10 protein-coding genes are annotated in these 13,360 nt (G+C 71.7%); 8 read left to right on the top strand and 2 right to left on the bottom strand.

Features of this window, described 5'->3' with window-relative positions; genetic code table 11:
- Positions 1-83: 83 nt before the first annotated feature.
- On the bottom strand, positions 84-1,301 hold the full coding sequence (locus CCN44_RS00525; protein ID WP_059247740.1) for a cytochrome P450: 1,218 nt from the start codon (positions 1,299-1,301) through the stop codon (positions 84-86).
- A gap of 2 nt (positions 1,302-1,303) precedes the next feature.
- Positions 1,304-1,972 (bottom strand): dTDP-4-dehydrorhamnose 3,5-epimerase family protein, encoded by a 669-nt coding sequence (locus CCN44_RS00530; protein ID WP_086696573.1) that lies wholly within the window; start codon positions 1,970-1,972, stop codon positions 1,304-1,306.
- Positions 1,973-2,060: 88 nt separating this feature from the next.
- On the opposite strand from CCN44_RS00530, the gene CCN44_RS00535 reads away from it, so the two are divergent.
- From CCN44_RS00535 to CCN44_RS00565, 8 genes are all read left to right on the top strand, one after another.
- On the top strand, positions 2,061-3,218 hold the full coding sequence (locus tag CCN44_RS00535; protein ID WP_063808537.1) for a nucleotide disphospho-sugar-binding domain-containing protein: 1,158 nt from the start codon (positions 2,061-2,063) through the stop codon (positions 3,216-3,218).
- A 43-nt stretch (positions 3,219-3,261) separates the two neighbouring features.
- The gene (gene uvrA / locus CCN44_RS00540; protein ID WP_059254785.1) at positions 3,262-5,739 is read left to right on the top strand and encodes an excinuclease ABC subunit UvrA; all 2,478 of its coding nucleotides are present in this window, start codon (positions 3,262-3,264) and stop codon (positions 5,737-5,739) included.
- The gene (locus tag CCN44_RS00545) at positions 5,739-6,908 is read left to right on the top strand and encodes a Gfo/Idh/MocA family protein (RefSeq protein ID WP_063808535.1); all 1,170 of its coding nucleotides are present in this window, start codon (positions 5,739-5,741) and stop codon (positions 6,906-6,908) included. The genes uvrA and CCN44_RS00545 overlap by 1 nt, the downstream gene beginning before the upstream one ends.
- A gap of 52 nt (positions 6,909-6,960) precedes the next feature.
- Complete coding sequence (locus CCN44_RS00550; RefSeq protein WP_059247737.1) at positions 6,961-7,272, top strand: cupin domain-containing protein; 312 nt, start codon at positions 6,961-6,963, stop codon at positions 7,270-7,272.
- A gap of 48 nt (positions 7,273-7,320) precedes the next feature.
- Positions 7,321-9,045, top strand: coding sequence for an MFS transporter (locus tag CCN44_RS00555; RefSeq protein ID WP_143649556.1), 1,725 nt, complete (start codon positions 7,321-7,323; stop codon positions 9,043-9,045).
- A gap of 386 nt (positions 9,046-9,431) precedes the next feature.
- Positions 9,432-9,569 (top strand): hypothetical protein, encoded by a 138-nt coding sequence (locus CCN44_RS44275; protein WP_158103059.1) that lies wholly within the window; start codon positions 9,432-9,434, stop codon positions 9,567-9,569.
- 2 nt (positions 9,570-9,571) lie between these two features.
- Entirely contained in the window at positions 9,572-11,839 is a 2,268-nt protein-coding gene (locus CCN44_RS00560) for a TOMM precursor leader peptide-binding protein (protein ID WP_244203877.1), read from the top strand.
- Between the two features lie 50 nt (positions 11,840-11,889).
- Positions 11,890-13,356, top strand: coding sequence for a SagB family peptide dehydrogenase (locus CCN44_RS00565; RefSeq protein ID WP_143649558.1), 1,467 nt, complete (start codon positions 11,890-11,892; stop codon positions 13,354-13,356).
- Positions 13,357-13,360: the final 4 nt, after the last annotated feature.

The following is a 13,360-nucleotide window of genomic DNA, read 5'->3' on the forward strand; positions in this document are numbered from 1 at the left end:
GGCCCGGGCCGCCGCGCACTCGGCAGCCGAACGGCACACAACTGAGGGAGGGAGTGCGCAGGCACCCCCTCCCTCAAGCCGTTTCACCACGCGACCGGCAGCGACCACACACCGTAGACGACCGAGCCCTCCTTGGTGCGGATGTCCTCGAAGGGCACCGCCAGCCGGAGGTCCGGGAAACGCTCGAAGATCTTGGTGATGGCGATCTCCAGCTCGACCCGGGCCAGGTCCGCACCGATGCAGTAGTGCGCGCCGTGCCCGAAACCGAGATGGCGCCGGCTGCCGCGGGACAGGATCAGCTCGTCCGGCCGCTCGAAGACCGTGGCGTCACGGTTGGCGGGCAGGGTCAGGCACAGGATGCCGTCGCCCTTCTTGATGGTCACGCCCCCCAGCTCGATGTCCTCCAGGGCGACCCGGGGGATGGCCAGGTCGCCGATGGTGATGTAGCGGACGAGTTCCTCGATGGCCGGGCCGATCAGCTGCGGGTCGGCCTTGAGCTGCTCCAGCTGGTCCGGGTGGCGCAGCAGGGCCATGGTGCACAGGGAGATCATGTTGGCGGTGGTCTCGTGCCCGCCGTTCATCAGCAGCCGGCACAGGTTGACCAGGTCGCGCGTCGTGTACTCCTCGCCGGACTCGCGGTAGGCGACGATCGCCCGGCTGAGCAGGTCGTCACCGGGCTCGCGCTCCTTGAGGCCGACCAGCTTCTCCAGGTAGCGCCCCACCTCCACCATCGCGGCCTGACGCTGCTCGGGGGTGCTGTGACCGCCGAGCAGGTTGGTGCCGTGCAGCGCGAAGAACTCGTGGTCCTCGTACGGCACTCCGAGCAGCTCGCAGATCATCGTCATCGGTACCGGGAGCGAGACGATCTCGTGCAGGTCGGCCGGCGAGCCCGCGGCCTCCAGGGCGTCGAGGCGGAGGTCCACGTTCTCGGCGATCTTCTCGCGCAGCTGCTGCACCCGGCGGTTGGTGAAGGTGACGGCGGCCTTGCGGCGGGTGGTGGTGTGCTCGGGAGCGTCGTACCCGATGAAGGAGGTCTCGGTGCGGAACTCCGGCGGGGCCTCGAAGTAGAAGGGGAAGTTCTCGTGCTTGCGCGAGGAGCTGATCCGCGGGTCGGTCAGCAGCTGGCGGATCAGGTGGTAGTCGGTGACCGCCCAGACCTCCAGGCCGGTGATGAGACTGACTTTGGTCACCGACCCCTGCTCCATCATGGGCCCGTACTCCCGGGGCATGGAGAAGGGGCACGTGCGCTTGTAGGGAAACGTCGAGTGCTCGGTCGTGGAATCTGCGGCGTTCACCGACATGACTACTCCTTTTCTCCGGCGAGTTCTCCAGCGAGCTCTCCGGCGAATTCTGCGACGAATTCAGAAGGCACAGCAGCGCGCTGCCGGGCGTAATGCGCCAGGCAGTCCTCGTAGCGGGGCAGGATGCCGAGTTCGGCGGCCCGGGACAGGCCCGGTGCCCGGAGGTCCTTCGCGGCCACCACCGGTTTCTCCGTCAGGGGCCAGGGCAGTCCCAGATCCGGGTCGAACGGGTTGATCTCGAAGGGGGTGCCCGGGACGTACGGGGTGTCGAACACATAGCTCACGCAGGAATCGTGGGTCAGGGAGACGAAGCCGTGCGCCATACCGTCGGGCAGGAACACGGCCGTGCCCTTGCCGGGCTCCAGCAGATTCACGTCGTACGCCCCGAAGGTCGGCGAGCCGACGCGCACGTCCAGCACGACGTCCAGCACGGCGCCGCGGACACAGGTGACGTACTTGGCCTGGCCCGGCGGCAGGCTCACGCCGTGCATCCCGCGCAGCACCCCGCGGTGGTTGGCGGAGAAGTTGGTCTGCACCGGCCGGAACACATGGCCGGTGACCCGGGTGAACTCCCCGTCCCGGAAGGACTCGAAGAACGCACCCCGCTCGTCGCTGTGGATTCGCGGCCGGATGCGGTAGGCGTCCCGCACGGCCATCTCCTCGATCTCCATGGCCGGCGAAGCTACGAGACCCGGCTAGAGCGGCGCTGGTGGCGGCGGCTCAAGTACGGCTCGAGTGGGAAGCGGTTGGCTGGTCAGCATGAGGATTCTCGTGAGCACCGGCCCGAGCTACGGGCTCTACTGTCCGGTCGTACCGCTGGCCTGGGCGCTGCGCGCGGCAGGTCACGACGTGCTGGTCGCCGCACCGGAGAGCCTTGCCCCCATGGCCAACGGCTCCGGGATGCCCTTCATCCCGACCTACGGGCCGATGCACATGCGCGAGGTCATGGCCCACGACCGGCAGGGAAACCCCATCGCCTTCGCGCGCGAGGAGCCCCGGATGCTGGAGCAGGCCGGCCGCGGCTTCGGCCGGCTCGCGGCGCGTGTCCTGCCCGGCCTCCTCGACGTCACCGAGAAATGGAAGCCCGACGTCATCCTCGCCGAGCCGCACACCTACGCGGCCGGCGTCGTGGCGCAGGTCAAGGGCATTCCCTGGGTCGAGCACGGCGTCGGCCTCGGCTACTTCCGCGAGATGGACAAGTCGGGGGCCGACGAGCTGACGCCGGAGCTGTCCGAGCTGGGCCTGGGCACCCTGCCCGAGCCGGACCTGGCGCTGGAGCCCTGCCCGGCCTCGCTGCTGCCCAGCACCGGCGGCCACGGCGTCCCGATGCGCTACGTCCAGTACGACCCCCCGGCCACCGTGCCGTCCTGGGTCTTCGAGGAGCGCGAGCGCCCCCGCCTGCTGCTCACGCTGGGCACGGTGGCCCCGGCGGCCGGCGGCGCCCAGGTGCTCAGGGACCTGGTCGGCTCGCTGCCCGCGCTCGGCGTGGAGCTGCTCGTCGCGGTCGCCGACGACGTCGTACCCGAACTGGGCCCGCTGCCCGACGCGGTGCTGGCCGCCGGGTTCCTGCCGCTGGCCTCCGTCCTGCCCTCCTGCGACCTGGTGGTGCATCACTGCGGCGGCGGCACCACCATGGCGGCGATCCTGGCCGGGCTGCCGCAGCTGCTGGTCCCCCAGCCGATCGTCGCCGAACAGTACGACAGCGCGCGCCGCGTCACCGCGTACGGCTCCGCCCGCCAGCTGGTGGACCAGCCGATCGATCCGGACGCCGTCGTGGAGAACTGCCGGGCCCTGCTGGAGGACGACTCGTACCGGGTCAAGGCCCAGGCGCTGCGCGCGGAGGTGGCTGCCATGCCGTCCCCGGCGGCCGTGGTGCCCCTCATCGAAGAGCTCGCCGGCGCCAGGCCGGGACGGTAAGGAAGGAACCCTGTTGAGCGACACGAACAGCCGCGCGCACCTGCTGCCGGAGACGCTTCAGGTACGCGGCGCCCGCGAGCACAATCTGCGCGGCGTCGACGTGGACCTGCCGCACCGCAACCTCACGGTGTTCACCGGTGTCTCCGGATCGGGCAAGTCCTCCCTGGCCTTCGCGACCATCTACGCCGAGGGCCAGCGGCGCCAGCTGCAGAGCATGTCGACCTTCGCCCGGCAGTTCATGCACCAGATGGACAAGCCGGACGTGGACCACATCGGCGGCCTGTGCTCGGCGGTCGCGGTCGACCAGCGTTCCTCGGCCTCCCGCAGCCCCCGGTCCACGGTGGGCACGGTCACCGAGGTGTACGACCTGCTGCGGGTCGTGTACGCGCGGATCGGACACCCGCACTGCACCGTGTGCGGGACCGAGCTGGACGAGGACGCCTGCCCGCAGGGCCACGACACCCTGCTGCCCGAGATGACCAACGGGGCGTTCTCCTTCAATCTTCCCTTCGGCCAGTGCACCGCCTGCCAGGGCGTCGGCACCCGCCTGGAGGTGGACCCCACGACCCTGGTCGCCGACCCGACCCGCTCCCTGGTGGAGGGCGCGATCACGCCCTGGCGGCCCACGTTCACCGAACCGGAGCGGATGAAGGCCCGGGCGGTGGCGCAGCTGGAGGGCGAGGACGAGAACACGCCCTGGGAGGAACTCTCCGAGGAGCTGCGGCACAAGCTGCTGCACGGCACCGACATCAAGGTCCGGGCCAGGAAGTTCGACAAGCCGGGCGACCCGGTCAAGGACGTGGTGTTCACCGGGGTGGTGCCCTGGCTCTACGAGCGGTACCGCAAGTCCGGCGGGGAGAACTTCGGCCAGCTGGAGAACTACATGCGGCCGGCCCCCTGCGGCGCGTGCGGGGGCGGCAGGCTCAACCCCGCCCAGCTCGCGGTCCGGGTGGCCGGGCGCGGCATCGCGGAGGTGACGGCGCTGCCGGTCTCCGTGTCGCTGCGCCTCTTCCAGGAGCTGGAGGTGTCCGACCGGGAGCGCGCCGCCGTGGGCCAGGCCCTGGAGGAGATCGTCCAGCGGCTCGGCCATCTGACGCGGATGGGGCTGGAGTACCTCGCCCTGGACCGTCCGGCGCGCACCCTGTCCGGCGGCGAGTCCCAGCGCATCCGGCTGGCCGGCCTGCTCGGCACCGACATGTTCGGCCTGCTGTACGTCCTGGACGAGCCGACCACCGGTCTGCACCCCAGGGACATCGAGAAGCTGGTGGCCACCCTCCAGGACCTGCGCGACCAGGGCAACACGGTGCTGATCGTCGAGCACGACCACCAGATGATCAAGGCCGCGGACTGGGTGGTGGAACTCGGTCCCGCCGCCGGCGAGCACGGCGGCGAGCTGCTGTACAGCGGCCCGGTCGAGCAGCTGCTCGACGACGTGAACTCGCCGACGGGCGGCTACACGAGCGGGACGCGCGGCATCGCGGTGCCCGCGAGCCGACGGCCTCCGGCGCCGGACCGCCGGATCACCGTCTACGGCGCGAAGGAGAACAACCTCGCCGGGTTCGACGTCTCCTTCCCGCTCGGCACCTTCATCGCGGTGACCGGGGTGTCAGGCGCCGGCAAGTCCACGCTGGTGGACGACATCCTCTACCCGGCGGTGGAGAGCGCGCTGGGCGGCGACGCACCGGCGCCGGGCGCCCACACCCGGATCGAGGGCCTGCACCACATCGACCGTGTGATCAAGGTGGACCAGGCGCCGATCGGACGTTCGGGCCGGTCGACCCCGGCGACGTACACCGGCGTCTTCGACAGCATCCGCAAGGTGTTCTGCCAGACCCCGGAGGCCAAGAAGCGCCGCTACAAGCCGGGCCGGTTCTCCTTCAACTCGGCGGGCGGGCGCTGCGAGACCTGCACCGGCGACGGCTCCATCAAGATCGAGATGCAGCTGCTGCCCGACGTCTTCCTGCACTGCGAGACCTGCAACGGCACCCGCTACAACGCCGAGACGCTGGAGATCCGGTACCGCGGCAAGAACATCGCCGAGGTGCTGGAGATGCCCATCGAGGAGGCGCTGGAGTTCTTCGCGGGAGAGTCCGTGATCGAGGCCCCGCTGCGCGTGCTCGACGAGGTCGGCCTGGGCTATCTGCGCCTGGGCCAGTCCGCGACCACGCTCTCCGGCGGCGAGGCCCAGCGCGTCAAGCTCGCCAACGAGCTGCAGCGCAGGGCGGGCGCGCACACCCTGTACCTGCTGGACGAGCCGACCACCGGACTGCACTCCAGCGACATCGACCGGCTGCTGTCGGTGCTGCACAGCCTGGTGGACAAGGGGCACACCGTGCTCGCGGTCTCGCACAACCTCGACCTGATCAAGACGGCGGACTGGGTGGTCGACATCGGTCCCGAAGGCGGCGACGGAGGCGGCGCGCTGGTCGCCGCGGGGACCCCCGAGCAGGTGGCCGGCCAGCCGGACGGCCACACCGGGCGCTTCCTGCGCGACGTCCTGGGGATGAGCGAGCGTCCGTGATGAAGGTGTCCCCCCTGTCGGGCTCGGACCCGGTCCGGATCGGTGTCCTGGGGTGCGCGGACATCGCCCGCCGCCGGACGCTGCCCGCTTTCGCGGCGGACCCCGGCAGCCGGGTGGTGGCCGTGGCCAGCCGGGACGGCGCCCGAGCCCGCGAGGTGGCCGACCGGTACGGCTGTGCGGCCGTGACGGGTTACGACCGCCTGCTCGCCGACCCGGAGGTGGAGGCCGTCTATGTGCCGCTGCCGGTGGCCCTGCACGCCCCGTGGATCGAACGGGCACTGCTGGCGGGCAAGCACGTCCTCGGCGAGAAGCCGCTGACCGGCGACGCCGGCTCCACCCGCCGGCTGTTCGAGCTGGCCGCCGCGCGCGGCCTGGTGCTCGCCGAGAACTTCATGTTCCCCCACCACCGCCTGCACCAGCGCGTCCGGGACCTGCTCGCGGACGGCGCCATCGGCGAACTCCGCAGCTTCACCGGGGAGTTCGCCATTCCCGCGCCGCCGCCTGGCGACATCCGCTACGACGCGGACCTGGGCGGCGGCGCCCTGCTGGACATCGCCGTCCATCCGCTGCTCGCCGCCCGCTCCTTCCTCGGCCCCGCGCTCACGGTCTGCGGGGCGCGGCTGCGCCGGCACCCCGTGCACGGCGTGGACACCGGCGGCGCGGTCCTGCTGGCCGCACCGGACGGGGTGACCGCGCAGGTGGTGTTCGGCATGGAGCACGCCTACCGGTCGGCGTACGAGCTGTGGGGGAGCGCGGGCCGGATCCGGGTCGAGCGCGCCTACGCGCCGCCCGCCGACCACCGCCCGGTGATCCACCTGGAGCGGCCGGACAGCACCGAGGACCTGGTCCTGCAACCCGACGACCAGTACCTCGCGGCCGTCCGCGCGTTCTCACACGCCGTCCGGCACGAGCCGCGTGCCGCGGACGGCGCGCGTGTTCCGGACCGTCCGCGCGACCGGCACGGGCCGCGCGCCGAGCGCGGGCTTCGCGAGCGGCACCAGGAACGGGCCCTGGCGGTGGCCCGGCTGGTGGCCGAGGTTCGAGCGGCGGACGAGGCCGCTTCCAGCGCTGCACAGCACCCTGTTCCGAGCTGGGAGATCCGAGAGGGGCCTTATGAACTCCGCAGTCACCGACAAACTGCGCTGCGAGCGCATCGCGAAATTCCGTGACGTCATACCCGGCGACGGGCCGGGCAGGCTCTCCTCTCCCGCCGGAGATCTCGTGAGGTTCGCCAACGGCGACACCTACCGGTTCGCCGCCTACTGGGACTGCCTGCCGGGCGGACCCTGCCGCGGCAACCACTACCACCTCGACAAGACCGAGGTGATGTTCGTGATCTCCGGCGAACTGAGGGCCGCGTACTACGACCTCGACACCGGCCAGCGCTTCGACACCGTGCTGGTGGCCGGGGACCTGGTCACCGTCCACCCGCGCCTCGTGCACAGCTACATGGCGCTCAGCCCCACCCAGGTGGTGGAGGTGGCCTCGCACGCCTACTCCCCGAGCGACACGCATCCCTACGTGCTGCTCTGACCCCGCCGACCCCGCCGCACACACCACCCCCCATAGAAGGAGAAGCTCGTGACCGCTCTGGAAGCAACTTCGTCGGGAGAGCAGAGAGGAGAGGTCAATCCCAAGCGCTGGATCGCGCTGACCGTGATCCTCGTCGCCGCGTTCATGGACATGCTCGACAGCACGATCCTGAACGTGGCCATCCCCTCCATCCGAAACGATCTGGACGCCGGCTACGCGGACATCCAGTGGGTCACCGCCGGCTACCAGCTCGCCTTCGCTCTCCTGCTGATCCTCGGCGGTCGGCTCGGCGACATCTACGGCCGTAAGCGGATCTTCCAGATCGGCGTGGCGGGCTTCACCCTCGCTTCGCTCGCCGCCGCCGTGTCGGTCGACCCGAACATGCTGATCGTGTCCCGGCTGGCCCAGGGCGGCTTCGCCTCGATCATGGTGCCGCAGGTGCTGGCCATCATCCACGTCAGTTTCCCGCCGGAGGAGCGCGCCAAGGCGTTCGGCATGTTCGGCACCGTGGCCGGTCTCGCCGCGCTCACCGGGCTCAGCCTCGGCGGTCTGCTGGTCGAGTGGAACCTGTTCGGCCTGGAATGGCGGCTGGTGTTCCTGATCAACGTCCCGGTCGGCCTCTTCGGTCTGATCCTGGGACAGACCAGCATCGTGGAGTCCAAGGCGCCGGTCCCGCTCCGGCTGGACATCATCGGCGCGATCCTCGCCGCGGTCACCCTGTTCCTGCTCGTCTTCCCGCTCATCCAGGGGCGCGAGCTGGGCTGGCCGGCCTGGGGCTTCGTCCTGCTGGCGCTGACGCCGGTGGCGCTGTTCGTCTTCCTCCGGCAGCAGCGCGCCCGTACCCGCAAGGACGGCTCGCCGCTGGTCGCGCTCAACCTGTTCCGGCTGCGCAGCTTCTCCTCCGCGCTCGGCGTGCAGCTGGCGTTCAACATCGGCGTGGGCGTGTTCTTCCTGTCCTGGAGCCTGTACATGCAGGTCGGCCTGGGCTGGAGCCCGATCCACGCCGGTCTGACCAGCCTGCCGTTCTGCATCGCCACCTTCATCACCTCCGCGCTGTCGTACGCCGTGCTCGCCGCCAAGATGGGACGCAAACTGCTGCAGCTCGGCGCGGTGCTGGTGCTGCTGGGCCTCGGCTCCTACATCTGGGTGGTCCAGCACTACGGCAGCGGCGCCACCAGCTGGCAGATGGCGCTGCCGCTGGCCCTCTTCGGGCTCGGCTTCGGCATGGTGATGTCCCCGATCCCGGACATGGCCACCAGCGAGGCCCCGATGAAGGACGCGGGCTCGGCCTCGGGCCTGGTCAACACCAACCAGCAGCTCGGGTTCGCCATCGGCACGGCCCTGGTCAGCGTCATCTTCTTCGGCGCCCTGGGCGGCAACGCGTCCGACAACGCCCGGGAGGCGAGTGCGCAGCTGCGCCAGGACCTGGCCGCCGTGTCGGTCACCGGGCAGAGCGCGGACCGGATCGTGGACTACTTCGTGCAGTGCACCAGCGACCAGGCCAAGGAGAAGGACTGGACGGTCCAGGCGCCCAGTTGCGCCAAGGTCCCCACCGAGCTGAGCAGCAACAAGAATGCGGCGCAGGTGTACGCCGACACGGGCAAGCACACCAACGCGCTCACGTTCGCCGACACCTTCGCCCACTCCTTGCGCTGGTTCATCGGCGGCATGGTCCTCACTCTCCTGCTGACGTTCCTGCTGCCCCGTAAGAACGCGGCGCACGGCAAGAGCGAGGCCGGCGCGGAGTGGAAGGCCGCGGCGGAGACCTCCTGAGCCGCCGCGACCCGTGGCAGAAGCCGGGCCGTGGCCCGCGGGGCAGCACACACCCCGTGGGCCGCGGCCCGCTCGCACATCGGCGCACGGATGCGGCAGCGGACGGCATCGTCGTCACCGCTGTCGCGCTCCCGCGCCCCTGCGCGCCAGCACCGCCGCTGCCCGCCGATCCCCTGGTGAGGCCGGTTGAACCCGTCATCCGGCGACCATGAATTCGTCACCCCGTCGGGTGATCGTGGCACTACCCCGGCCTTCGCCCTCTCGGCGAGACTCCTGGTCGGACGCCGACGCCACGCAACGCACCGACCAACAGGACGACGGCGCACCGCACGGTCACACCGACCGCGTCGCCCGATGCGGTTCACGGACGATCGAAGGGGAGAACCATGGCCGCAGAGCACGTTTGCGACGACCTGATCATCGAGGAGTACGACCCGGCCGCCTCGTGGACCGCGCCGACCGACTCCTTCATATGCTGGGCCGAGAAGGCAGCGCCCGCCACCACGGACCGCACCGGGGCCTGACGGTGATCCGGTCGGCTTCGGAGCAGCCCCGCCTGGGCTTCAAGGAACATCTGACGGTCCAGATAGTTCCCGGGGAAGCCGTCTACCTGGTGTCCGGGCGACGTGTCACCACGTTGCACGGTGAGGAGATCTGCCACCTCGCGGGACTGCTGGACGGGGTCAGGTCGCGCGAGGCCATCCTCCGGGAGGCGTCCGGGCGGCTGCCGGTCGAGCGAACGCTGCGGCTGCTCGACCGCCTCGTCGAAGCCGGCCTGCTGGCCGAACGGCCCGCACGGCAGGCCGACGACGCCGCGGAGCGCGCGTACTGGGCCGCCGTCGGTCTCGGCGGCGGTGCCGCCGTCCGCTCGGCGGCCACCGTGCACACCCTGGCGGTGGGCGGGGTCGGCCCGGAGGCGCTGCGCGCCGCCGTCGCGGCGGCCGGTCTGCGCTCCGGGCCCGCGGCCGAGGCCCAGCTGGTCCTGGTGGCCTGCGACGACTACCTCGATCCCCGGCTGGGCGAACTCGACCGGGAGTACCGGGAGGCCGGGCGCTGCTGGCTGCCGATCCAGCTCCACGGCACCGAGACCTGGATCGGCCCGTTCCTCGGCGTGCCGGACGGCCCGTGCTGGTCCTGCCTGGCCGAGCGGCTGTGGCGCAGCCGCCCGGTCGAGCACCGCCTCCAGCAGGGGCTGGGCCGCTCCGGCCCGCTGCCCCGCCGCCCCTGCGCGGTGCCGGCGAGCCTGCTCGCGGGGCTCCATCTGGCGGTGCTGGAGGCGGTCAAGTGGCTGGCCGGGCACCGGCACCCGGGCCAGCAGGCACTGTGGACCCTGAACGGCCTCGTGCTGTCGGGCAGTCACCACCCGGTACGGCGGCGTCCGCAGTGTCACGACTGCGGCGACCCCGGTCTGGTGGCCGCCCAGGTCGAGGCACCCGTGGTGCTGACGTCCCGGCCCAAGGCGGACAGCGAGGGCGGCGGGCACCGGGCGCTGCCTCCGGAGGAGATGCTCCGGCGCTACGGCCACCACGTGGACCCGCTCACCGGACTGGTCCGGGAGATCCGCCGCGACCCGCGCGGCCCGGCCTTCCTCAATGTGTTCCACGCCGGGCACAACCTGGCCCTGGCCCACCACGACCCGCGCGGCTGGCGCACCGGACTGCGCGCCACCAGCGCGGGCAAGGGCAGCACCCCGCTGCGGGCGCGGGTGAGCGCGCTCGCCGAAGCGCTGGAGCGGCACTGCGGCCATCTCCAGGGCGACGAGCCGATGGTGCGCGCGAGCTGCCGTGCGCTCGGCGCGGAGGCCGTCCACCCCGACACCGTTCAGCTCTTCGCCGCCGAGCAGTTCACCGACCGCGGGCGCTGGAACCGCGAGCACGGCCCCTTCCAGCAGATCTGCGAACCCTTCGACGAGGACCGCGAGATCGAGTGGACCCCGGTGTGGTCGCTCACCGGGCACCGGCGCCGGCTGCTGCCCACGGCCCTGCTCTACTTCGGCGCCTCCCGCCTCGCGGGCCGTCCGTACTGCCTCGCCACCTCCAACGGCGTGGCCGCGGGCGCCAGCCTCGAGGACGCGGTGCTCCAGGGGTTCCTGGAACTGGTCGAGCGGGACGCCGTAGCCCTGTGGTGGTACAACCGGCTGCGCCGTCCCGGGGTGGACCTCGACTCCTTCGAGGATCCCTGGATCGCCGAACTGCGTACGGTGCACGCCTCCCTCCACCGTGCGGTGTGGGCTCTCGATCTCACCGCCGACCTCGGCATCCCCACGGTCGTCGCGCTCTCGCGCCGTACGGACAAGGCCGAGGAGGACATCACCCTCGGCTTCGGCGCGCACTTCGATCCCCGGATCGCGCTGCACCGCGCCCTCACCGAGCTGAACCAGATGCTCCCGTACGTCGTGGAGGCGAGTGCCGACGGCACGGGCTACGGCACCGGTGATGCCGAGGTGCTGCGCTGGATGCGCACCGCCCGGGCCGCCGAACTCCCGTATCTGCTGCCCGATCCGGACCGTCCCGCGACGGCCCCGGACACCCATCCGTACCAGGCGCGGGCCGATCTGCGTGAGGACGTCGCCCTGGCGGAGCGGATCGTCCACCGGGCCGGACTGGAACTGCTCGTGCTCGACCAGACCCGTCCCGACGTCGGGCTGCCGGTGGCCCGCGTCATCGTGCCCGGGCTGCGCCCCCACTGGGCCCGGTTCGCCCCCGGCCGTCTCTACGACGTTCCGGTGCGCACGGGAGACCTGACCGAACCGACCCGCTACGAGGACCTCAACCCGGTCCCGCTGTTCCTGTGACCCGTTCCCCGACCGTTGCTGTGATCATCCCCCCACTCCTTGGATCAACCGTGCACCTTGACAGTCTCTCCCCCCAATTGGTCAACCTCTGGTCCCTTCGGCAGGACATCGTTGTCGATCTGGGCACCGGTCCCGAGGACCCCATCCTGCTGGAGACGCCCTGGGCGGACCTCCGGATCAAGGAGCCGAGCGCCGGCCTGCGCGAGGCCCTGCGCCGGATGCTGCTCGGGCCGGTGGCCATCCGCAACATCCTGGCCTCGCCGTCCGTCGCGCCCGGCGGCGCCGAGGGGCTGCTGGAGGAACTCCGGCCGCTCCAGCACCTGATCGTGCGCACCCTGGCCATCGGCGCGGTGCCGCTGCTCTCGGTGGTCCCGGTCTCGGGACGGGCCCGGTTCACCGGGCTGAAGCCGCTGCTGGGCCGGATCTGCAGGCTCTCGCGTTTCGCCGTGATCCGGTACGCCCAGGGCGGCCTGTGCATCGAGTCCTCGATCGTCGACCACAAGGTCGACCTGCACCACCCCGGCGTCATGGGGATGCTGGGCCGTATCGACGGCACGGCGGACGACGTCGACGCCCCCCACCCGCCCGTGGTGGAGGCGGTCCGGGCGTATCTGGTCGCCGCCGGGGTCCTGGTGGTCGCGGACCGGCTCGCCGAGCCCTCCTTCGCGGAGGACCGCGATCCGGCGCTGACGGGCTGGTCCCCGGACGAGTTGCTGGTGCACTCCGGCAGCCGGCGGGAGCGCTTCGGCCGGCCGCGCGGAGCCGCCTTCGCCCAGGCCGGCCGGATGCCCCCGCCGCCGGTGGTCAAGCCGCCGGCCCCGGCGGGCCCGGACCGCCCCGCTCCGCGGATCGCGCTCGCCCGGCCCGACCTCGACCGGCTGGCGGACACCGACCCGCCCCTCACCGCGGTGCTGGAGCCCGGCACCCGGCCGGTCACCGAGGACGGCGAGCTGACGCTCGACCGGCTCGGCGCGCTGCTGTTCCGGGCGGCCCGGATCCGCGCCCTGCTGCCGCCGGCCGGCTTCGATCCGGCCGACTACCCGACGAGCGAGCGCCCGTACCCCAGTGTCGACGACAGTTACGCGCTGGAGGTGTACGTCCTGGCCGGCGAGGAGGCGTCCTGTCTGCCGGCGGGCGCGTACCACTACGACCCGCTCGGCCACTGTCTGGACCGGATGCCCGGCGAGCCCGGTGCCGCGGCCGACCTGGTGGACGCGGCGCGGGGCGAGGACACGGAGCCGGCCGGGACGGAGTCCGTGCGGGTCGCCGTCTCCGCCCGTTTTCCGCGCGCCGCGTACAAGTTCAGCGGTACGGCCTACAGCAACATCCTGAAGGACGTGGGCGCGCTCCAGCAGACGGTGGCGCTGGTGGCGCGGGCCATGGGGCTGCGGAGCCGCATCCTGTCCGTCGGTGACGCGGACGCCTTCCAGCGGGCCGTCGGCCTGGACTGGAGGGTGGAGGCGAGTGTCGGAGACATGGTGATCACGTCTCGCGAACGGGTGAGCCGAGACGATTGAGGGG

The organism is Streptomyces tricolor, assembly GCF_002155905.1.
GTDB lineage: Bacteria > Actinomycetota > Actinomycetes > Streptomycetales > Streptomycetaceae > Streptomyces > Streptomyces tricolor.

Coding starts and splice junctions, on each gene's coding strand:
- CCN44_RS00525 (WP_059247740.1), bottom strand. CDS start 1,301: ATGTCGGTGAACGCCGCAGATTCCACGACCGAGCACTCGACGTTTCCC.
- CCN44_RS00530 (WP_086696573.1), bottom strand. CDS start 1,972: ATGGAGATCGAGGAGATGGCCGTGCGGGACGCCTACCGCATCCGGCCG.
- CCN44_RS00535 (WP_063808537.1), top strand. CDS start 2,061: ATGAGGATTCTCGTGAGCACCGGCCCGAGCTACGGGCTCTACTGTCCG.
- CCN44_RS00545 (WP_063808535.1), top strand. CDS start 5,739: ATGAAGGTGTCCCCCCTGTCGGGCTCGGACCCGGTCCGGATCGGTGTC.
- CCN44_RS44275 (WP_158103059.1), top strand. CDS start 9,432: ATGGCCGCAGAGCACGTTTGCGACGACCTGATCATCGAGGAGTACGAC.